The 19,867-nt window shown below is 63.0% G+C and carries 19 protein-coding genes and 1 pseudogene; 10 read left to right on the forward strand and 10 right to left on the reverse strand.

Annotated elements, in window-relative coordinates:
- Positions 1 to 109 precede the first annotated feature (109 nt).
- Positions 110 to 526, forward strand: coding sequence for a Rieske 2Fe-2S domain-containing protein (locus P0648_RS06075; protein ID WP_276248162.1), 417 nt, complete (start codon positions 110 to 112; stop codon positions 524 to 526).
- On the opposite strand, the gene P0648_RS06080 is transcribed toward P0648_RS06075, so the two are convergent.
- Positions 523 to 819 carry a transcriptional regulator gene (locus P0648_RS06080; protein WP_276248161.1) on the reverse strand — a complete coding sequence of 99 codons (297 nt, stop codon included), beginning with the start codon at positions 817 to 819 and terminating at the stop codon, positions 523 to 525. The two genes, P0648_RS06075 and P0648_RS06080, sit on opposite strands and share 4 nt — an antisense overlap.
- Before the next feature lie 201 nt (positions 820 to 1,020).
- Between P0648_RS06080 and P0648_RS06085 the strand changes: the two genes are divergently transcribed.
- The gene (locus P0648_RS06085) at positions 1,021 to 1,986 is read left to right on the forward strand and encodes an NDP-sugar synthase (protein ID WP_276248160.1); all 966 of its coding nucleotides are present in this window, start codon (positions 1,021 to 1,023) and stop codon (positions 1,984 to 1,986) included.
- Here P0648_RS06085 and P0648_RS06090 read toward each other — a convergent pair.
- The 4 genes from P0648_RS06090 to P0648_RS06105 all read right to left on the reverse strand — a co-directional run bounded on the left by P0648_RS06090 (position 1,980) and on the right by P0648_RS06105 (position 5,988).
- On the reverse strand, positions 1,980 to 2,723 hold the full coding sequence (locus P0648_RS06090) for a diphthine--ammonia ligase (protein ID WP_276248159.1): 744 nt from the start codon (positions 2,721 to 2,723) through the stop codon (positions 1,980 to 1,982). The genes P0648_RS06085 and P0648_RS06090 overlap by 7 nt on opposite strands.
- A gap of 39 nt (positions 2,724 to 2,762) precedes the next feature.
- A complete protein-coding gene (locus P0648_RS06095) occupies positions 2,763 to 3,899 on the reverse strand; it encodes a DUF373 family protein (protein ID WP_276248158.1) in 1,137 nt (378 codons plus the stop codon).
- Between the two features lie 36 nt (positions 3,900 to 3,935).
- Positions 3,936 to 4,958, reverse strand: coding sequence for a signal peptide peptidase SppA (gene sppA / locus P0648_RS06100; RefSeq protein ID WP_277505637.1), 1,023 nt, complete (start codon positions 4,956 to 4,958; stop codon positions 3,936 to 3,938).
- 139 nt (positions 4,959 to 5,097) lie between these two features.
- Positions 5,098 to 5,988 carry a coiled-coil protein gene (locus P0648_RS06105; RefSeq protein ID WP_276248156.1) on the reverse strand — a complete coding sequence of 297 codons (891 nt, stop codon included), beginning with the start codon at positions 5,986 to 5,988 and terminating at the stop codon, positions 5,098 to 5,100.
- Between the two features lie 567 nt (positions 5,989 to 6,555).
- Here P0648_RS06105 and P0648_RS06110 point away from each other — a divergent pair.
- The 4 genes and pseudogenes from P0648_RS06110 (at position 6,556) to nth (ending at position 8,280) form a co-directional block, all read left to right on the forward strand.
- Entirely contained in the window at positions 6,556 to 6,708 is a 153-nt protein-coding gene (locus P0648_RS06110; protein WP_277505638.1) for a hypothetical protein, read from the forward strand.
- A 57-nt stretch (positions 6,709 to 6,765) separates the two neighbouring features.
- Positions 6,766 to 7,179, forward strand: a complete 414-nt coding sequence (locus P0648_RS06115; RefSeq protein ID WP_277505639.1) for a DUF371 domain-containing protein — start codon at positions 6,766 to 6,768, stop codon at positions 7,177 to 7,179.
- A gap of 77 nt (positions 7,180 to 7,256) precedes the next feature.
- The gene (locus P0648_RS06120) at positions 7,257 to 7,448 is read left to right on the forward strand and encodes a hypothetical protein (RefSeq protein WP_277505640.1); all 192 of its coding nucleotides are present in this window, start codon (positions 7,257 to 7,259) and stop codon (positions 7,446 to 7,448) included.
- Between the two features lie 30 nt (positions 7,449 to 7,478).
- A pseudogene (gene nth / locus P0648_RS06125) lies at positions 7,479 to 8,280 on the forward strand (endonuclease III).
- Positions 8,281 to 8,317: 37 nt separating this feature from the next.
- Here nth and P0648_RS06130 read toward each other — a convergent pair.
- The 4 genes from P0648_RS06130 to P0648_RS06145 form a co-directional block, all read right to left on the reverse strand.
- Positions 8,318 to 8,626, reverse strand: coding sequence for a GYD domain-containing protein (locus P0648_RS06130; RefSeq protein WP_276248151.1), 309 nt, complete (start codon positions 8,624 to 8,626; stop codon positions 8,318 to 8,320).
- A gap of 182 nt (positions 8,627 to 8,808) precedes the next feature.
- Entirely contained in the window at positions 8,809 to 9,225 is a 417-nt protein-coding gene (locus tag P0648_RS06135; protein WP_276248150.1) for an EamA family transporter, read from the reverse strand.
- A gap of 39 nt (positions 9,226 to 9,264) precedes the next feature.
- Positions 9,265 to 9,687, reverse strand: coding sequence for a disulfide bond formation protein B (locus tag P0648_RS06140; protein WP_276248149.1), 423 nt, complete (start codon positions 9,685 to 9,687; stop codon positions 9,265 to 9,267).
- Entirely contained in the window at positions 9,674 to 10,405 is a 732-nt protein-coding gene (locus P0648_RS06145; RefSeq protein WP_277505642.1) for a DsbA family protein, read from the reverse strand. Before P0648_RS06145 ends, P0648_RS06140 begins: the two co-directional genes overlap by 14 nt.
- A gap of 6 nt (positions 10,406 to 10,411) precedes the next feature.
- Between P0648_RS06145 and P0648_RS06150 the strand changes: the two genes are divergently transcribed.
- Positions 10,412 to 10,933: a MaoC family dehydratase gene (locus P0648_RS06150; RefSeq protein WP_277505643.1), complete on the forward strand. Its 522-nt coding sequence runs from the start codon at positions 10,412 to 10,414 to the stop codon at positions 10,931 to 10,933.
- Here the strand turns inward: P0648_RS06150 and P0648_RS06155 are convergent.
- Positions 10,930 to 12,843, reverse strand: coding sequence for a beta-CASP ribonuclease aCPSF1 (locus tag P0648_RS06155; RefSeq protein WP_276248146.1), 1,914 nt, complete (start codon positions 12,841 to 12,843; stop codon positions 10,930 to 10,932). The genes P0648_RS06150 and P0648_RS06155 overlap by 4 nt on opposite strands.
- A 325-nt stretch (positions 12,844 to 13,168) precedes the next feature.
- On the opposite strand from P0648_RS06155, the gene P0648_RS06160 reads away from it, so the two are divergent.
- From P0648_RS06160 to gltB, 3 genes are all read left to right on the forward strand, one after another.
- Positions 13,169 to 13,648 (forward strand): hypothetical protein, encoded by a 480-nt coding sequence (locus P0648_RS06160; protein WP_277505649.1) that lies wholly within the window; start codon positions 13,169 to 13,171, stop codon positions 13,646 to 13,648.
- A 66-nt stretch (positions 13,649 to 13,714) separates the two neighbouring features.
- The gene (gene proS, locus P0648_RS06165; protein ID WP_276248144.1) at positions 13,715 to 15,172 is read left to right on the forward strand and encodes a proline--tRNA ligase; all 1,458 of its coding nucleotides are present in this window, start codon (positions 13,715 to 13,717) and stop codon (positions 15,170 to 15,172) included.
- 165 nt (positions 15,173 to 15,337) lie between these two features.
- Positions 15,338 to 19,864: a glutamate synthase large subunit gene (gltB, locus tag P0648_RS06170; RefSeq protein WP_276248143.1), complete on the forward strand. Its 4,527-nt coding sequence runs from the start codon at positions 15,338 to 15,340 to the stop codon at positions 19,862 to 19,864.
- The last annotated feature ends 3 nt before the right edge of the window (positions 19,865 to 19,867 follow it).

The raw sequence follows: 19,867 nt of genomic DNA on the forward strand, positions 1-19,867 counted from the left end.
TGCAGGGCTGTGCGGTTCATTGCCGTCGGCTATCGTTCTTGGTCGCAGGGTTGCCGTTTCACTCGTGTTCAACCACAACAGTTGAACCAGACGGTTCCCAAGCGGGTCCATGGACGAGGATAGTCGCATCGCGTCGCTCGACGAGATTCCGACGGACAGCACCCTCCTGTTCACCGTCCGCGAGGGCTTCGACAAAGTCGAAGTGATTTGCATCGAACTGGCCGACGGCGTGGCCGCGTGGCGAAACTACTGCCAACACTGGACGGACGTGCGCCTCGACAAGGGCAGCGGCGCGTACGTCAGAAACGGGGAAATCGTCTGCGAGAAACACGGCGCATATTTCGAAGGCGACACAGGGCGCTGCACCCTCGGTCCCTGCGAGGGCGCGTTCCTGAACGAAGTCGAGGTGGCCGTCGAGGACGGCGTAGTGTACCTCACCGACGACCGCTACGAGTTCGAACACCTCGGGCCGTCGGGAGCGTACGACCTCTCCTCGGGCGGGCGCATCGACTTCACCGGAAATTAGGTCGCCTCGACGCGGAAGGCGGGTTGGTCGAGGCTCTCGCTTTTGCACTCTGGACACCGCGAGGGCAGGTTTACCGGGTCGTCGAACCGGTCGAACCCACACTCTCTGCACGTCGGCGGGGCGACGAGCAGTTGCTCGCCGGTGCCGTCGAGCGTTTTGGCGACGTGTTCGATGTGGGAGACGACGGCGTGGGGAGTGAGGTCGAGCGCGACGGCGAGTTCGCTCGCGGTCGCGGTTTCCTCACGAAGATACTCGGCGATGCGCTGTCGAGTCGTCTGCTCTGCTTCGCGCATGGAGGACTGTGCGTGCCAGGCGACCAACTACTTGTTGGCGGCGGAAACTGTCCGTGCTATGGTGTGTGATGCTTTTATACAATTTTTGGCCAGCTATCGGACGAATCGCGCTTCGTCGTTCACTTTTTTCGTGTTTCAATCGGCCTGAATTTCCAGCCTGAGGCAAAAAGGTCTTAGCCACTCGCTTTGAGTTATCGAACTATGCAAGCAGTCGTTCTGGCGGGTGGCTATGCGACGCGTCTCTGGCCGATTACCAAACATCGGCCCAAGATGTTTCTCCCGGTCGGCGAAGAGACGGTTATCGACCGGATATTCGACCAACTCGAAGCCGACGACCGCATCGAGCACGTCTACGTGAGCACGAACGAGCGGTTCGCGGAGGACTTCGAGCAGCACTTAGACGAAAGTACGTACGAAAAACCGCGTCTCTCCGTCGAGGAAACCACCGAGGAAGACGAGAAGTTCGGCGTCATCGGCGCGCTCGCCCAACTGGTAGAGCGCGAGGGCATCGACGACGACCTGCTCGTTATCGCGGGAGACAACCTCATCTCCTTCCAGGTCAGCGAGTTCATCGACTTCTTCGACGAGAAGCGAAATCCGGTGCTCGCCGCCTACGACGTGGGGTCGCTCGACCGCGCGAAATCCTACGGCCTCGTGGACATAGACGGCGACGTCATCGTGGACTTCCAGGAGAAGCCGGACAACCCAAAGAGCACCCTCGTCTCCATCGCCTGCTACGCCTTCCCGCAGGACGCATTGCTGTTCGAGGAGTACCTAAACGGCGGCAACAACCCCGACGAACCCGGCTGGTTCATCCAGTGGCTGTTCAGCCGGCAGGAGGTAAACGCCTACACCTTCGAGGGCGCGTGGTACGACATCGGGACGCCAGAAAGCTACCTCGAAGCCATCGCGTGGTCACTCGGTGGCGAGAACATCGTGGCCGACTCGGCGTCGCTCGACAACGTCACGCTCGGCGAGAACGTCCTCATCATGGAGGGGGCGACCCTCGAAAACGTGAATGTAGACCAGTCGGTCATTTTCCCGAACGCGACCATCGAGAACTGCGACCTCCGAGAGTGCATCATCGACGAGGAAACCCACGTCGCGAACGTGGACCTCGCCGGCGCGCTCATCGGCGCACACACGCACCTGACGAACGGTCACTGATTTTCCACAGCACTCGGTTCGAGCGTCGCGTCCGTGATCCGAAGGCGGCCCCGTGTGCCCTCCCACTCGGTCTCGTATTCGAGTGCGATGCGTCGGTCCATGTGCGGCCCATCTACGACGAACGTCTCGAACTCGCCGCCCTCTCCGAGGATGTGGACGCCGTACTCGTCGTTGAGTTCGCGCAGTTCGGCGAGCGCGTCTTCGTCGAGGGTGCGACCAAGCCACGATTCGTCTAAGCCGTAGGCGGCGACCTGGATGATTGTGATTTCGAAGCCAGCAGCCAGCATTTCGGCCGCGAGTTCGTCGGTGTCGCGCTGCCACAGCGGCGCGAACAGGTCGATGCCGAGGCGGTCGCACATCGCCTGAATGCGACTCGTCTGATACTCAGATTGAATCGCTCCGGCGGTTACGCCCGCGATGGATTCGGTTTCCATGAGTTCGCGCAGCGCCGCCTCGAGCGGTTCGACCTCCGCGTCGCCCTGCTCGCCCGACTCGGTGGCCGATTCTGCGCCAAGGTGGCCCGGATGCACGTCGATGAGTGGAATGTCGATGCTCTCTGCGGCGAGGGTGGCGAGGTCCGTCGCTGGGACGTGGTACATGTAGGAATCTCCCTCGGGGTGGACCGTGAGGAGATGGGAGACGGGGAGTCCCTCTTCGAGCGCCCGGTAGAGCGCCCACGAGGAATCCTTCCCGCCCGAGAAGAGGCTGACCCACGTGCCGGCTGCGTCGTCTGCCATACCCGTGGTTGGCGGTGGGGGGATTTACACGCCGCGGACTTATTCGGGCAGTTCGTCCCGGAGGCTGCCGCCGGTCACGTAGGAGGTGAGGCGGACGCCGATGAGGCTGATTAGGACGCCGCCGATGACGAACACGGCGAGGCGCGTCCCCGTAGAGAGCGTGAACCCGGAGACCGAAACCGCGCCGAACTGGAGGTCCGGGACGGTGAACTGGCCGATGATGCCGGCGCGTTCGAGGAAGTAGGCCGAAAAGCCCCGCACGACGAGGCCAACGGCGACCACGCCGAACGGGAGGTTCATGTACGACGACCGAATCGCGTCTTCGCGGATGGATTCGTCGATGAGTCGCCCCGTACTCGCGGTGAGCGCGGCCATCGCGAGCCACGGCACGCTGTCGAAGATGAACTGCATCGCGAGGATGAAGACGGCGTCGGTCGCTTCGAGGCTGGAGACGCCGATTGCGCCCGCGAACACGCCGACGAGCGCGAGACCGGCGGCCACGACGTACGTCACGATGGACACCTGCCCCGAGTAGAGCGCGTCGCGGACGCCGCTCGCCGCCCGGGAGATGGCGTCGTCGATGCCCAGCCCCTTGTAGAGCAGGAAGATGCCGATGACCGCCGTGATGGCCGCGATGGCGACGGTCGGACTCTCTGCGAGCATCAGGAGAACCGGGAAGACGAGCAGGGCCGCCCCGATGGGGACGAGGATGGTCTGGCGCAGTTCTTCGTCCGCGAGGAACTGTTTGAGCAGGTAGTAGGTCGATTCGAGGTCGCGGGCTTGCCGGACCACGACGCGGTCTACGGCGTCGACGCGTACCCGACTCTCGATGATAGGGACGAGGCGTTCGTCCTCGGTGCTGTCGATGACGACGACGGCGGATTCGGGGTCGTAACGGTCGATGAGCTGGTCGACCTGTCGGGCGACGGCACGGTCTGCGTTGACGGCGTCACCGGTTCCGGAGACGACGGCGACGACGGCGTCTTCGTTCGTATCACGTAGGTCGCGGGTGATTCGCAGGGCTTCGAGCAGACAGTTCACATGGCTGTCCTCGGGGTCTGCGATTCCCACTTCGGTGACCAGCGACGCGACGGACTCCCACCCCGAGACTGGCGTTTCGATTCCAGTCTGCGGGATGACGTCGCCGCGGTCGACACAGACGACCAGCGTTGTCACGGTAAAATCGAGACGCCGGTCGAATAAAAAACCTGCCTACAGCCGGATGTTCATCTCGCCCTGTTCGCCATCCTGCGTGAGGACGCGACCGACACCTGCCCCCGCCGCGTAGGCGATACGCTCTGCGCTGAGGCTGAACCGCTCGACGAGTCTGCGCTGGGGTGTGAACTCGACGACCGACACGGATTCGACGCCGAGCAGTTCTGCGACGCGGTCTTCTACGTCGTCGCGCGTGCCGAGTGCGTCCACGAGACCGAGGTTCAGGGCTTCCTCACCGAGATACACCTTCGCCTCCGTGGCTCGCACCTCCGCCTCCGTCAGGTCGCGTGCGGCGGTCACCCGCGAAACGAAGTGGTCGTAGAGGTCGTCGATGATACCCTGGAGGTACTCGCGTTCTGGCTCGGAGAGTTCCTTGAGCGGCGTGCCCGCGTCCTTGAATTTCCCCGCGGCGAACCGCTCGTAGGAGAGACCGAGTTTGTCGGCTAGCTCGGTCGCGTTCACCCGCGACCCGATGACGCCGATGGAGCCGACGATGCTCGCGTCCCGCGCCCAGAGTTCGTCACAGCCGGAGGCAATCCAGTAGCCACCGCTCGCACACACGTCGGTCGCGTACGCAACGGTTGGCCCCTCGAAGCGTTCGACGGCGAGGCGAATGTCGTCGCTCGGAACCACCTCGCCGCCGGGCGTGTTCAGCCGCACGATGAGCGCGTTTACGTTCTGGTCGTCGTTCGCGGCGTCTATCTGGTCTACGAATTGGTCTGCGTGCGCCCCGCCTGGCGTCGAGGGGAATCGCCCCCCGCCGTCGCGGCTGATTGGCCCTTCGACGGCCACCTCCGCGACGTTGTAACCGGGAAACCGCGACTGGGCGACCCGCCCGGCGAGACGGATGCCGAGGACGACGGTCAGTATCGTCAGGAGGACGCCGACGATGCCGCCGAGCGACCCGCCGGGGACGACGACGAACGCCCACCAGCCGACGAGGAGCGCCACGACCGCGCCGACGAGAAGAACGAGGATGCGACCGACCTGTCCGCGTCGGTCATCGCTATCTGTTGCCATGTCGTGGGATGGGACCCACGCAGGGAAAAGCCTTTAGTGGCTTTTCCGGTGACACGCTTGTGGAGTTTTCCGTGTCAGGCCGACACAGTGCTGTGGCTCACTGGGTTGTGAACGGCACCGAAAAACGCGATTCCCGAACTTAGAGCATCCCGGTCTTCTGCAGCTTCATGAGGTCCTCGGTGTCGAGGGTCTCGCCGTCCTTGAAGCGCTGATAGATTTCCTCGGCTTCTGCCTTGGCTTCCTCGCGCTTCTCCTCGCGGGCGGAGCGGCGTTCTTTCTCCTCTGCCTTGTCCATCTCGCGGAGGCGCTTCTGGACGCGCACGAAGTCGTTGTGGTGCTGGTCGGCCGCTTCCTGGGCCTCGACGAACTTCTCGTGCATCTCGTCTGCTTTGTCACGGATGTCATCGGCCTCGCGGTAGGCCTCGATCATCTCGTTGTGGTGCTGCTGGGCCTTGTCTGCCAGTTCCGTCACCTTCTGGTGGTGCTGGCTGGCCTCGGCGCGCACTTCCTCTGCTTCGGCGACGAGTTCTTCGAGATTGTCGTTGTCGTCGAGTTTCTCTTTGCGGCCCTGATACTCCTCGCGCTTGTTCTCGATTTTCTCGATGAGTTCGCGCTCGTCTTCGGTCGAGAGAACCTCGGTCTGCTGTTTGAATTCGAGTTGCTCGATTTCCTTCTTGAGCTCCTCGAGGCCTTTGCCGTTGTCGAGTTCGAGGTCCGATTTCATCGACTCGACCTTCTCGAACAGCTCGTTTGCTTCCGCGTTGAGCTCGTTGCGGAGCTTCTTGTGCTCCTGAACCTGCTCGTTCAGCGAGTCACGCTGTTCGCGGTGCTCCTGGGCCTTGTCTACGGCCTCACGAGTCTTCGCGTTGAGTTCGTCGCGCTTGCTTGCGCGTTCGGAGGCCATCTGGTTCAGCTCGTTTCGTCGGTCTCGGAGCTGGCCAGCGAGTTTGATGAGTTGGCCTTTAGAATCAGTGTCGAGGTCGTCTTCTGTCAGTTCGATGTTTTTGGACTGGTCTAGCGTTTGTACCATAGTTAACTCACGATTCCATTACCGCACCGGCGCGTGGCAGTTGCCACTCAGTGGGGATGATAAGCAGCCGATAACACGTTGTCCCTGTCATTCTGCGTGCTGTACTGCCAAACGCCGGTGGCGTTCTGGTACTCGGTAATACCCACTGCGACGTTATAAAGGTTGTGCATCCTGCGACCTATGCAAGCACGTAACAATCGCTATACGGGGATGCGTTACGGTGTGGCATGACACGAATTCAGTATTTAAACAAACCCTTGCGCTGTACGGCGTATTCATATACCCAGAAAACGGAACCGACGGGCCCGCCCCCAACGAGCCCGAACGCAGCGTCCGTCTCTGGCCGCGGATCGTAGTCCCACTCGCTACCCCCGTAACGAGCCGTAGAGCGTCATCGAGGTCACCCTCTCCCCTCATCTTGTAGTGAGGGACGACCAGCATATACGAGTGATACCTAAACGCTTTGAATTTCGTTCAACTCACCAGTGACGGTGACGCTCTCCTGTACTTTCACTTTCACTCCGCGCACGGGTCGATTTAACAGTGGTAGCGTGCCATCCCTGAGGTATGCTGGAGAAACTCACCTGCACCTGCGAGAACTCCGAGTGCGGTCGCACGCTGCACGACGACCGCCTCATGCTCTCGATGCGAACCGAGGTCGGCGAACGTCGCGCCTACGAGTGCGAGTGCGGTGCGGTCACGGTGACGGTCGTTCGGTAAGGGAGTCGCCGCGACCGACAGCAGGTAGCCTAAATAGTCCCGCCGAAAAGCGGGGTCATGGACGAAGTTGTACACGCCCACGGGCACGAGAACGTGTCAGGGCTCCATTCTTCGACGTTCGAACTCACGAGCGACGACTTCCTCACGCCCGCCGGCGACTGCATCCTCGGCATCGAAGCCGACCGCGTCCCCGCCGACTTCGACGACGCCTTCGTTGAGGCGTGCCAGTCGGCCGAGGCGACGCTCACGGCAACGCTCGACGTTGGCGACCTGACCGAAACGGTCACGGGCCGGGGCCACCCGGATATGACCTTCGAGAACGACCGCAGCCTCGTCTTCCGAACGAGCGAGTACGTGGACGACCGCACCGTGATGGTCGGTGCGGACAAGGCCGCGGCGGACCTGGACCGCGATATCGTGGCCGCGCTCGCAGCCGGCACAGACTGCACGCTCACCCTCTCGGTCGAGTAGGGCCGCGCACGCGCGAGTGAACGCTGTTCATCCTAACCGGCGAAAACGTCTCCTCGTTCGAACAACTATCGAAATATATGAGTGAGCAGTGTACCTACTGCGGGGCAGACGTGTACGCCCACGACCCGGTGTTCGTCGAGGAATTCGACGGTGGCACGCGGGTCGAAGCCGGTCAGTTCTGTAACTACGCCTGTCTCACAGCTCACATCGAGGAGAAGGGACTCACGACTGGTGCGGCTTGTGAGTGGACGCCGCGGCCCGCCAACTGACCTTTTACCCCGGCCGCACAACCCACTCGTATGCCTGAGGAACCCGCAGCGAACATCAGCGGCGGCGCGGACGGTGGCGGAACCGCGGCCCGCTTCGCCAGTGGCGAACCAGCCACCCGCGCAGAGGCCGTCGTCGACCGACTCGGCGACCTGTACTGGCAAAAACAGTACGGCGGGCAGGACGCCTTCACCTGCCTCGTCCGCACCATTATCAGCCAGAACACGAGCGACGTGGCGAGCCAACCAGCCCACGACGCGCTTCGTAGACCGGTACGGGGGTGAGGACCTCGCCGTTTCGCTCGCCGACGCAGCACACGACGAACTGGCGGAGACAATCCAGTCTGCAGGTCTCTACAATCAGAAGGCGACGGTCATCATCGAGGCCGCAGAACGAATCGTAGACGAGTACGGGAGTGCAGCAGAATTCGACGACTTCGTGAAGGGAGAAGCGCCAGCAACCGTCCGCGACGACCTGCTCGACATTCGCGGTGTCGGCCCGAAGACGGCCGATTGCGTCCTCCTGTTCGCAGGCGGACGGACCGGAGTGTTCCCCGTCGATACGCACGTCCATCGCATCTACCGGCGGCTTGGAATTGCGCCTGCTGACGCAGACCACGAGGAAGTCAGAGCCGTCCTCGAACGCGACGTTCCCCCGGAAAAGTGTGGCTTCGGGCACACCGCGAGCATCCAGTTCGGCCGGGAGTACTGTTCAGCACGAAAACCGGCGTGTCTGGACGACCCGGACGCCTGTCCGATGGCGGACCTCTGTGACCAGGTCGGTGTCTATCCGGAACGTGGTGAGGTCGTCGACCCGTCTGCGGCCATCGAATAGCCATCGCGAAAAAAGCGTGTCGTGACTGCCCGGTCTCCTACATCGACTTCGACGGGGCACCTTCGAGAATCTCGTCCCAGTGTGCCGGGTCGAAAACCTCGTAGCCCTCTATCTCCATGAGGCCGAGCGACTCGTAGGCAATCTGGAGTTTCGCGAGGGCGGCCGCGTCCGGCAAGTCGACGATCAGGACGAAGTGGTACGGGCCAGTTCCGTAGTAGAGCGTATCGATTTCACCACCCACGTCGTGTATCATCTCGGTCCCGATACGCCGCCGTTCTTTGTTCTCGTCGGGCGTAATCGTCCGCCCTTTCTCAGTCCGCTTTGCCAGCACCGCAAACTTTGGCATGATTTTCCCCTCTGTGACGTACGTACAGCTTACGTCAGTTGAGAAATCGACGGGAGTGGGGATAATTATTTTCAGGACGAGCGTTTTAGACGTGAATTACCGAATTCTCGGACAGTCAGGTCGTCGTATCGTCGAACCGAGTTGCTGGTCGAGTGGCTGGGCTGAAACCGTCGAGCGGTGGGCTACCGCGCCAGCATTACGACGGCAAGGATGGCAAAGCCGACGCCGACGATGTCAGAGAGGTCCATTGAATCACCAAGGACGAGGACCGCGATGATGGCGGCGACGACGAAGTACAGCGCACTCACGGTGGTCACGATGCCAGTTCGCCCCGCACTCAACCCGGCGTAGAAGGCGACGGCGGCGATGCCCGAAAAGACGCCCGCAGCGATGGCGAAGGTGAGGCCCGGCCCGCCGACGCTCAGGTCTTTTCCGAGCGCGAGAACGTAGCCGAGGGCGATGACGATGCCGACGATGTAGGAGATAATCATGGCCACCTCGGGTTCGAGCGAGCGTGTCGCCATGTCGGCGAAGACGGCCCACACGCCCCACGAGACCATCGCGACGAGCGCGAAGACGACGGCGAGATTGTTGCTCATGGGCGAGAAAAAGCCCGAGGCAACCGTAGGCGCTTCGACTCAGCGCCGGAGTGCGGCCACGACGAGGCCCGTGATGAGAACGAAGGCGATGAGCGAGAGGTTCGGGACGGTGAGGCCGGCGACTTTGAACAGCACCGCGCTGCAACTCGACCCGCCGGCGTCGAAGCTACAACTCGTCACCGCTGCTGTCGGGACGAGTTGGATGTAGGAGTGGTACGCGGCGATTCCAAGGCCAAGCACCGAGAGCGGGAGCACCATCTTGAACACCTCGACGCGAGATTCGAGCGTTGCCACACCGAGAATCACGACGAGCGGGTACATCAGGATGCGCTGGTACCAGCACAATTCACAGGGAACGAGGCCGAGGCCGAGGCTCAAGTAGAGACTGCCGACCGTGGCGACGGTGGCGACGGCTGTCGCCGCGGCGAGCAGGTGTTTCGCCCTCAGTTCAGTTGCCGCCATTGACGAGCGATTCGATGGCCGAACGGGTTCGTTCCTTTTCGAACGGCGAGTAGCCCGTCCCGTCGATGACGAGCGTCGGCGTTCCGCTCACGCTAGCCTGATTGGCCGCGTCTGTGGTTGCCTTCACGGCGTCCTCGTACTGGCCGGAGTCGAGTTGTGATTCGAACTCGTCGATGGAGTTGACGCCCGCCTCCTCTGCGAGAATTTTGAGGTTCTCGGTGGTCGCCCACTGCTTGTCTTCCGGCGGCTGGTTCGCGAACACGTACTCGTGGAACGGCCAGTAGTGTTCGGGGTCTACGTTCCACACCGCGAGTCCGGCCTGGGCGGCGCGCGGGGCGTCTTCGCCGAGGAACGGACTCCCGTTGCTCCCGTAGGAGAGGGCGCGAAATTCGAGTGCCAGATCGCCGGGTTCGACGTAGTCGGTCACGATTGTCGAGAGCCCGAGCGCCCGCGAGTCGTCGGTCGAAAACAGCTTGCAGGCTGGACACTTCCAGTTCCCGAAGTAGGTGATTTTCGGCGCGTCGGCCGACCCCATCGTCGCGTAGGTGTGGTCGCCCGGCGATTCGGGGAGCGGGGCGTTTGCCGCAGGCGAGTCGAGGGCTGCGTCGCTTCGCGGTTCGAGTTCGTAGCCGCCGCCACCGCCGCCGAGACAGCCGGCGAGGGCCGCGGTTCCGACAGCGCCACTGGCCACGAGGAGTTGTCGTCGCGTGAGGGACATTGGTTCGTGTCGCCACTACGTACCGGAGAACGTAACGGCTTCGGCTTCCCCGAGAGCTTTGGTATCACGACCCAATCGTCTGGCATGCCGCTGCGCTACTTCGAGGACCTTTCCGTCGGGGAGACTCACGACGTGGGTCCAGTCCAATTCACCGAGGCGGACATCGTCGCCTTCGCAGAACAGTACGACCCCCAGCCGTTTCACACTGACCCGGACGCGGCGCGTGAGGGCCCCTTCGCTGGGCTCGTCGCGAGCGGGTGGCACACCTGCGCGGCGACGTTCCGCCCCATCGTCGCCGACGTGTTCTCGAACCTGGCCTTCGCTGGCGGGTGGGGGGTAGACGAGTTGCGGTGGCGTCGGCCCGTCCGTCCGGGCGATGCACTCTCCGTGTCGGTCGAACTGGTCGAAAAGCGCCCGCGTGACGACCGTCGCGGTGACGTAGACTACGATACCGTCGTGAAAAATCAGCACGAGGAGACGGTGGTCACCTACCGCGACCACGTGATGGTAGAACGGCGCGGTGGTTAGAGGAAGCGGAACGTCTCGAGGTTCTTCGGCGCGAAGGTGCGCATGTTGAACTCGTGGTAGAGCGCAGACGAGAGGTCCTGCGTCGAGGACTCGTCCCCGTGGACACAGAGCACCTTCTCGGGCCGTGGGTTCATGGTGCGCACGAAGTCCATCAGACCCTTTCGGTCTGCGTGGCCGGAGAAGCCGTCGACCGTCTCCACGTTCATGTTGAGCTTGAGCGTGTTCGAGCGACCGGCACCGTCGTTGATTGGAATCTCGTCCCAGCCGTTCTGGATGCGTCGCCCGAGCGTCCCCTGTGCCTGGTAGCCGACGAAGACGAGCGTCGTGCGCTCGTCGCCACCGAGGTGTTCGAGCCAGGACATGATGGGGCCGCCAGTGACCATCCCGGAGGTCGAGAGGATGATAGCCGGACCGCCGTCGGTGACGTCCTGGCGCTCCTCCTCGCCGCCGTCGATGTGGTTGAACTCGGGGGCGAGGAACGGGTTCTCGTTCTCGTGGAAGATGCGGTCGCGCAGGTCGTCGCGGAGGTACTCTGGGTAGGTCGTGTGAATCGCCGTCGCCTCCCAGATCATCCCGTCTAGGTGGACGGGCATCCTCGGAATCTTGCCCTCGCGCATGGCCTCTTCCAGCACGAGCATGATTTCCTGGGAGCGACCGACGGCGAACGCCGGAATCAGCACCTTCCCGCCCTTCTCGTGGGTCTCGTTGATGATTTCGATGAGGCGCGCCTCCGAGTCCGCCTGGTCAGTCTGGTAGTCGTTGCGCCCGCCGTAGGTCGATTCGAGGACGAGCGTCTCGACGCGCGGGAACTCGTTGACCGCGCCGTTGAACAGGCGCGTGTCCTTGTAGTGGATGTCGCCGGAGAACGCCACGTTGTAGAGGCCGTCGCCGATGTGGAAGTGGGCGATGGCGCTTCCGAGGATGTGCCCGGAGTTGTGGAGCGTGAGTTTGATGTCCGGCGCGATGTCCGTCACGTCGCCGAATTCGAGCGGGATTGTGTGCTTGATGGTCTCGCGCACCATCTCGGACTCGTACGGCGGCGTCCGGCCTTCTTTCGCGGCCACGTCGAGGTAGTCGAGCTGGAGCAGGCCCATCAGGTCGCGGGTCGGTTCAGTCGTGTAGACTGGCCCGTCGTAGCCGTACTTGAACAGCAGCGGCAGCAGGGCGGAGTGGTCCAAGTGAGCGTGAGTCAGCACGACCGCGTCGATGGAGTTGAGCGGCGTGACCTCGGGGACGTGGAGGTAGGGCACCTCGTCTTCTGCACCCGGTTTGTCACCACAGTCGATGAGGATGCGGGTTTCGGGCGTCGAAAGGAGGAAGCTTGCGCGACCAACTTCGCGACAGCACCCGAGGGTCGTGATGCGAACCCAGTCCTCTTTGGACATCTCGCGGCGGTGAATCTGGCGTCCGATGCGCTCTAAGATGTCGCGGCGTTCTTCGCGTTCCTGCTTCAGGAAATTACGCACGTTCGAGACCGTGGAGGACTCGATTGGTGGGGTGCGGACGACTTCCGGCGTCCAGCCCACCTTCTGCGTGATTTCGCGGAGCGTCGAACCGTGGCGGCCGATGACCATCCCAGGTTTCGCTGCTTCGATGACGACCTCGCCAGTGTCGATGTGGAAATCGAGGTCGGTGACGCCCGCTTCCTCGGGGATGACTGAGAGAATCTGCTCGCGCGCCGTCTCTGGCGCGGTGAGCACGTCGGGGTCCGGTCGGACCGTGATGCGTTTGCGGAGCTTGCTGGCGAGCGTCCGAATCAGGTCGCCGTTCTGGGCGAACTCCTTTGGGTCGCGTGTGTAAATGACGAGCTCCGGCCCCTCGTACTTGACGTCGGAGACGGTGATGTTGCTCGGCAGTTCGCTCGTAATCGTTTCTTTCAAATCCTCAAGTTGCCGTTCTACAGTACTCATAGGTCAAAATTGGCTGCAATTTGGGTGGTGGGTCTTCCGCTCTGCCCTGCTCTGGTCCGTGCCCGGAGCCGTCGGCCCGGAATCCGGTCGCTCACCGTGTCACCTCGTCGCCGACGTGACCGAAAGTGGCATTTTCAGTACGTAAACTGTGTAGCATAACAGGTACTGTGTGAATCGATTTCGTTACTGAATCGAGCAGTGCGATCCGGACCTGTGAAGCCGGATTGCGGGAAGAGTCCGGAAAACCCGCACGTAATTCTCGGTAACACTTCTTTGTTATAAAAGCCTTCGCAAAATTGTAGCCAATCGGCCGCCATGTTCAGCCATGCGACTCACCCCCGACGCCGTCCGTGAAGAGCGCGATTGGGTCAAAAACCGTGCCTCAGTCGTCGTCCCGCTCGTAAACAGCGTCCGCGAGAAACTGGGCGCGCAGTTCGACGTGACGGTCGAACCGATAACCGAAGCCGCCTATCGAAACGCCGTAGACGAGGTGTTCGCAGACGGCACACTTGCCGTGAACGTCGCGGGCATCGTCGCCATCCTCCGGGACCTAGATTGCGAGGGCGACTACCCCGGCTTCGTCGTGGACGAACTGCTCGGGCGCGAACTCGCCGCGATGATTGCGGGGAACCAGCCGTTCCACCTGCTCGGACAGGCCACGTTTCACTTCGCGGACGTACACACGCACACGTCGGGCGTCGCGGGCGCGGACGACCTCGACGCCGCCCTCGCCGCAGGGTTCCAGACCCGCCTGCCGGGGTGGTCGTGGACCGAAGGAGAGAGTCCATTCTCCGTGACCGACTGACGCCTCCTCGTCGCCGAGAACCGAACAACACCGGGTTTAATACCGGCCTCCGTCACTGCTCTATCAATGAGCGGAGAGCAGGAACTCGGTGTCACAGAGAGCAAAGAACACAACCCCGGCGAGTGGTACGCCGAGGTCGTCCAGAAGGCGAATCTGGCTGACTACGCGCCGATGGGCGGCTTCATCGTCACGAAGCCCCGCGGCTACGCCCTCTGGGAGGGGATTCAGGAAAACCTGGACGGGTGGTTCAAAGAAACCGGCGCACAGAACGCCTACTTCCCGCTCTTCATCCCGGAAAGCTACCTCGAACGCGAGAAGGACATCGTCGAGGGGTTCGACCCGGAAGTCGCGTGGGTGACCCACGGCGGGCACAACGAACTCGAAGAGCGCCTCGCCGTTCGCCCGACGAGCGAGTCCATCATCGCCCCGTACATGGCAAAATGGGTGCGCAGTCACCGTGACCTGCCCCTTCGACTGAACCAGTGGTGTTCGGTCGTGCGCTGGGAGGCGACGGACACGAAGCCGTTCTTCCGGACCAAAGAATTCCTCTGGCAGGAGGGTCACACCGCCCACGAGAGCCAGGCCGAGGCCTGGGACGAGACGATGACCCGCCTCGACCAGTACGAAAAGCTCTACACCGACGTTCTCGCCATCCCCGTCCTCAAAGGACGGAAACCGGAACACGACAAGTTCCCCGGCGCGCACACGACCACGACGACGGAGGCGCTCATGCCCGACGGCAAGTCGGTTCAGGGCGCGACGAGCCACTATCTCGGGCAGAGTTTCGCCGAAGCGTTCGACCTCACCTACACCGACGTAGACGAAGTCGAGCAGGTCGCCCACACCACGTCGTGGGGCCTCTCCTGGCGCGCGGTCGGTGCGCTCATCATGACGCACTCCGACGACCAGGGCCTCATCGTGCCGCCGACAATCGCCCAGGAACAGGTCGTCATCGTCCCCATCTGGAACGAGGACAACCGCGAGGAGGTGCTCGATTACGCAGAAGACATTAGAGACGAGCTGGACGCCGGTGGCATCCGCGTCGAACTTGACGACCGCGACGAGCGCAATCCCGGCTTCAAGTACAACGAATGGGAACTCAAGGGCGTCCCACTGCGCATCGAAGTCGGCGGCTACGAGGTCGAAGACGAGGAGGTCACGCTCGTCCACCGCCCCGACGGCGAGAACGTCACCGAGGACAACGACGAGAACCTCGCGGCGACCGTCCAGTCGCACCTCGACACCATCTACGACAAACTCTACGCGGCCGCAGAAGAACGCCTCTACGAGAACGTCCGCGAGGCGGACAACCGAAACGAAATCCTCGGGACGATTGGCCAACACGGCGGCTACGTGAAGACGCCGTGGTGCGGTGAGGAGTCCTGCGAGACGGAAATCAAGGACACCATTGCCGCGGAAATCGTCATGGTCCCGCTAGACCGCGACGAGGAACCTATCGGCGACACCTGCGCTATCTGCGGCGAAGATGCCCACGAGACGGCATACTTTGCCAAATCCTACTAAATACGCAGATTTTCTGTCGAAGATTTTGATTTTCCGCCCCTGAGACGACGCTCGCGTATGACGAATCCTGAAAATATAGTGGCATATATATGCAATTAAGTGAGTTAAACAGTCCCTTAGTCCTTCAGGGGTAACCTCTTATTGGTGAATGCGGACGTTTGGCACATGGCTAACCTTTCACCTGACAGCCGTGAGTCCCCTGTCCGGGGTCTCGCGGACCCGATGGACGCCCGGGCAAACTGTGGCGTCGGCGTCGTCATGGACTTAGACGGCGGCGTCTCCCACTCCGTCGTGGCCGATGGCGTCGAACTGCTCGTAAACCTCGAACATCGCGGCACCACTGGCGCGGAGGAAGACACTGGCGACGGCGCTGGCATCATGCTCCAGATTCCCCACGACTTCTTCGCCGCCGAGATTGACGCCGACCTCGGCGCGCCACGAACCTACGCCGTCGGCTCCCTCTTTCTCCCCCAGAACGACGACGCACGCGACGCTGTGACAGCCGTCGTCGAAGACGCACTCGCAGACCAGCACCTCGACGTGCTCGCCTGGCGCGACGTTCCAACCGACAACGCGGCGCTCGGCCAGACTGCACTCGACGCCGAACCGCACATCGCGCAGGTGTTCGTCAAACCCGCCGCCGACGTAGACGTGACCGCCTTCGACCGCCGACTTTACGTTGCCCACCGAACCGTCGAGAAGGCCGTCGAAGCCGCCGATATCGAAAACAGCGACCGCTTCTACCTCTGCTCGCTCGACCGGAAGACGCTCGTCTACAAGGGTCTGCTCAAGGCAGACCAGCTCGCGGGCTACTTCCCGGACCTCACCGACGACCGGGTCGCTTCTAACTTCGTGCTCGTCCACGCGCGGTTCTCCACGAACACGCTCGGTGCGTGGCACCTCGCCCACCCGTACCGCCGGATGATTCACAACGGCGAAATCAACACCATCCGGGGGAACATCAACTGGATGCGCGCCCGGGAGACTGACCTGGCGAGCGACGTGCTCGGCGACGACTTAGACGACATTCGGCCGATCATCGCGGACGAAAATCAGAGCGACACCGCCTCCGTCGACAACGTCCTCGACTTGCTACTCGCGGAGGGGAAATCGCTGCCACACGCGCTTCGCATGCTCATCCCCGAGGCGTGGAGAAACGTCGACATCGCAGACGACCGCCGCGACTGGTACGACTTTCACGCCTCGCTCATGGAACCGTGGGACGGTCCGGCGCTCGTCGCCGCGACCGACGGCGACCGCGTGGGCGCGGTGCTTGACCGCAACGGCCTGCGCCCGTGTCGCTACGACATCACGAGCGATGGTCGGCTCATCATGGCCTCCGAAGTCGGCGCTCTCGAAACCGACCCGGCGAACATCGAGGAACGCGGTCGCCTCCAGCCCGGGCAACTGTTCCTCGCCGACCCCGAACAGGGGCGCGTCGTCCCGGACGACGACGTGTTCGCGGACCTCGTGGACCCGAAATACGGCCAGTGGGTCGCAGACCAGCAGGTCAGACTCACGGACCTCAACGTCGCCGACGCGGACGCGACGGTTCCCGAGAACCTTCGCAACCGGCAGGCGCTATTTGGCTACACCTACGACGAACTCGACAACCTGCTCGAACCGATGGCTCGCAAGGGCAAGGACCCGGTCGGGTCGATGGGCGACGACACGCCGCTGTCGGTGCTCTCTGATTACAACCGGCCGCTGTTTAGCTACTTCAAGCAACTGTTCGCCCAGGTGACGAACCCGCCGCTCGACTACATCCGGGAGGAACTGGTCACGTCGCTCGAAACGCGACTCGGTCACCAGCGCAACCTGCTCGCCGAATCGCCCGAACACGCGAACCAGCTCGTCTGTGACTCGCCCATCTTCCGCACCGAGGAACTCGACTCGATTCGCGGACTGAACACCCTCTCTGTAACCACGCTCGACGCGACGTACGACCCCGACGAGGGACTCGAAGCCGGCGTCGAAGCCATCCGCGAAGGGGCGACGAAAGCGGCCGCAGCACACGACATCGTCGTCCTCTCCGACCGCGACGCTGGCCCGGACCGCGCCCCGATTCCGAGCCTCCTGCTCACGGGTGCGGTCCACCACCACCTCGTGCGCAACGGTCTTCGCAACCACTGTGGCCTCGTCATCGAATCGGGCGACCCGCGCGAGGTCCACCACATGGCGACGCTCGTCGGCTACGGTGCGGACGCCATCAACCCGTACCTCGCCTTCGAGACCATCGCGGACCTCGTCGCCGGCCCGGACGGCGCAGACCCCGTCGCCGCCGTTGACGCCTACGTCGGCGCGCTCGAAGACGGCCTGCTCAAAATCATGGCGAAGATGGGCATCTCGACAGTCGAGAGCTACCAGGGTGCGCAGATTTTCGAAGCGGTCGGCCTCGACTCCGACTTCGTCGCCGAGTACTTCGAGGGGACCGAGAACCGCACGGAGGGCATCGGCATCGAGGAAATCGAAGGCGACCTGCTCGAACGCCACGCGACGGCCTTCGCTGAGGACGCCAACCTGAAGCGGGTCGGAGAGTACGAACACCGCTCCAGTGGCATCTTCCACGGCTGGAACCCACAGTCGGTCGGCACGCTCCAGCAATCGGTGCGCAGCGGCGATTACTCGCGGTACAAGGAGTTCGCGGCGCAGATGAACGACCAGAACGAGCAACTCCAGACGCTGCGGGGCCTGCTCGAATTCGACGACAGCCGCGACTCGATACCCATCGAGGAAGTCGAATCGATCGAGTCCATCGTGAAACGCTTCTCGACGGCCGCGATGAGTCTCGGGTCGCTCTCACCCGAAGCCCACGAGAACAACTCCATCGCGATGAACCGCCTCGGCGCGAAGTCGAACACGGGCGAGGGTGGCGAACCCCCAGAACGCTTCGGCACCGAAAAGGAGTGTAACGTAAAGCAAGTCGCCTCGGGGCGCTTCGGCGTCACGAGCCACTACCTCTCCTCGGCCGACGAACTGCAAATCAAGATGGCCCAGGGGTCGAAGCCCGGCGAGGGCGGCCACCTCCCCGGCCAGAAGGTAAACGACATGATCGCCCACGTCCGGTACGCGACGCCGGGGGTCGGCCTCATCTCGCCGCCGCCGCTCCACGACATCTACAGCATCGAGGACCTGAAACAGCTCATCCACGACCTCAAAGTCGCAAACGAGAACGCAGACATCAACGTCAAACTCGTCTCCGAGGCTGGCATCGGCACGATTGCAGCGGGTGTCGCGAAGGCCAACGCCGACGTGGTCCACATCAGCGGCCACTCCGGTGGGACGGGTGCGAGTCCGCGCACGTCCATCAAGAACGCGGGCCTGCCGTGGGAACTCGGCCTCGCGGAAGCGAACCAGATGCTCTGTCAGACCGGCCTGCGCTCGCGTATCCGCGTGACCGCAGACGGCGGGCTGAAGACGGGCCGCGACGTGGCCGTCGCCGCCCTGCTCGGCGCAGAGGAGTACGTCTTCGGAACGGCGAGTCTCGTCACTTCCGGCTGTGTGATGGCCCGTCAGTGTCACAAAAACACCTGTCCGGTCGGCGTCGCCACGCAGGACGAGAACCTGCGCCGGCGGTTCCCCGGCGAACCACAGCACGTCATCAATTACATGACGTTCATCGCGGAGGAACTGCGCGAAATCATGGCCGACCTCGGCTTCCGCACGGTCGAGGAGATGGTCGGCCGCGTAGAGGCGCTCGAACAACGCACCGACGTGAGCCAGGAGAAAGCGAAGAAGGTTGACCTCTCTGCGGTGCTCGCGCCGCTCGCGGGCGAGGCGCGGACGAAGACCGAAGAACAGAACCACGACCTCGATTCGCAACTCGACCACGCGCTCATCGAGCAGGCGATGCCCGCCTTACAGCGCCGCGAACCGGTCGCCATCGAGAGTGGCATTACGAACGTCGACCGTGCGGTCGGCGCGATGCTCTCGAACCGCATTTCGACGAAATTCGGCGGCGACGGCCTCGCGGACGACACCATCGCCATCGACTTCGAGGGGACAGCGGGCCAGTCCTTTGGCGCGTTCCTCGCTTCGGGCGTCACGATGCACCTGACGGGCATCGCCAACGACTACGTCGGCAAGGGGCTCTCGGGCGGCAAAATCGCCGTCCAGACACCCCCAACGGCGTCCTACGCCGCGGACGAAAACGTCCTCATCGGTAACGTTGCCTTCTACGGCGCGACCGAGGGTGAAGCCTACATCAACGGCATCGCCGGCGAGCGGTTCTGCGTGCGTAACTCCGGCGTGAAAGCCGTCGTCGAAGGCGTCGGTGACCATGGCTGTGAATACATGACTGGTGGGGTCGCCGTCGTCCTCGGCGAGACGGGCAAGAACTTCGCCGCCGGGATGTCCGGTGGCGTGGCCTACGTCTTCGACGAGAACGATACGCTCGCCGGAAAAGCGAACACAGGCATGGTCAGTCTGGAACGCGACCTCGCAGAGCGCGACCGCCGCATGCTAAAGCGTCTGGTCGAGAATCACGCGGCCTACACTGGCAGCGAGCGGGCGAAGCGCCTGCTCGAAAACTGGGACGCCGCGCTCACGAGCTTCGTGAAGGTGATGCCGGACGCCTACGCCGAGGTCATCGGCGAGCGCGACACGGAGGACGTGCGCACGGAACTCCCACAGTCGGCCACGGAGTTTACAGAGGCCCCGGCGGGAAACGGTTTCGCGCTCTCTGACGACTGAACA

The organism is Haladaptatus sp. DYSN1 (genome assembly GCF_029489995.1).
Classification (GTDB): Archaea; Halobacteriota; Halobacteria; order Halobacteriales; family Halococcaceae; genus QDMS2.

Excerpts from the sequence above, each read along its gene's own strand:
- P0648_RS06075 (WP_276248162.1), top strand. The coding sequence starts at position 110 with ATGGACGAGGATAGTCGCATCGCGTCGCTCGACGAGATTCCGACGGAC.
- P0648_RS06080 (WP_276248161.1), bottom strand. The coding sequence starts at position 819 with ATGCGCGAAGCAGAGCAGACGACTCGACAGCGCATCGCCGAGTATCTT.
- P0648_RS06085 (WP_276248160.1), top strand. The coding sequence starts at position 1,021 with ATGCAAGCAGTCGTTCTGGCGGGTGGCTATGCGACGCGTCTCTGGCCG.
- P0648_RS06090 (WP_276248159.1), bottom strand. The coding sequence starts at position 2,723 with ATGGCAGACGACGCAGCCGGCACGTGGGTCAGCCTCTTCTCGGGCGGG.
- sppA (WP_277505637.1), bottom strand. The coding sequence starts at position 4,958 with ATGGCAACAGATAGCGATGACCGACGCGGACAGGTCGGTCGCATCCTC.
- P0648_RS06105 (WP_276248156.1), bottom strand. The coding sequence starts at position 5,988 with ATGGTACAAACGCTAGACCAGTCCAAAAACATCGAACTGACAGAAGAC.
- P0648_RS06110 (WP_277505638.1), top strand. The coding sequence starts at position 6,556 with ATGCTGGAGAAACTCACCTGCACCTGCGAGAACTCCGAGTGCGGTCGC.
- P0648_RS06115 (WP_277505639.1), top strand. The coding sequence starts at position 6,766 with ATGGACGAAGTTGTACACGCCCACGGGCACGAGAACGTGTCAGGGCTC.
- P0648_RS06120 (WP_277505640.1), top strand. The coding sequence starts at position 7,257 with ATGAGTGAGCAGTGTACCTACTGCGGGGCAGACGTGTACGCCCACGAC.
- P0648_RS06130 (WP_276248151.1), bottom strand. The coding sequence starts at position 8,626 with ATGCCAAAGTTTGCGGTGCTGGCAAAGCGGACTGAGAAAGGGCGGACG.
- P0648_RS06135 (WP_276248150.1), bottom strand. The coding sequence starts at position 9,225 with ATGAGCAACAATCTCGCCGTCGTCTTCGCGCTCGTCGCGATGGTCTCG.
- P0648_RS06140 (WP_276248149.1), bottom strand. The coding sequence starts at position 9,687 with ATGGCGGCAACTGAACTGAGGGCGAAACACCTGCTCGCCGCGGCGACA.
- P0648_RS06145 (WP_277505642.1), bottom strand. The coding sequence starts at position 10,405 with ATGTCCCTCACGCGACGACAACTCCTCGTGGCCAGTGGCGCTGTCGGA.
- P0648_RS06155 (WP_276248146.1), bottom strand. The coding sequence starts at position 12,843 with ATGAGTACTGTAGAACGGCAACTTGAGGATTTGAAAGAAACGATTACG.
- P0648_RS06160 (WP_277505649.1), top strand. The coding sequence starts at position 13,169 with ATGCGACTCACCCCCGACGCCGTCCGTGAAGAGCGCGATTGGGTCAAA.
- proS (WP_276248144.1), top strand. The coding sequence starts at position 13,715 with ATGAGCGGAGAGCAGGAACTCGGTGTCACAGAGAGCAAAGAACACAAC.
- gltB (WP_276248143.1), top strand. The coding sequence starts at position 15,338 with ATGGCTAACCTTTCACCTGACAGCCGTGAGTCCCCTGTCCGGGGTCTC.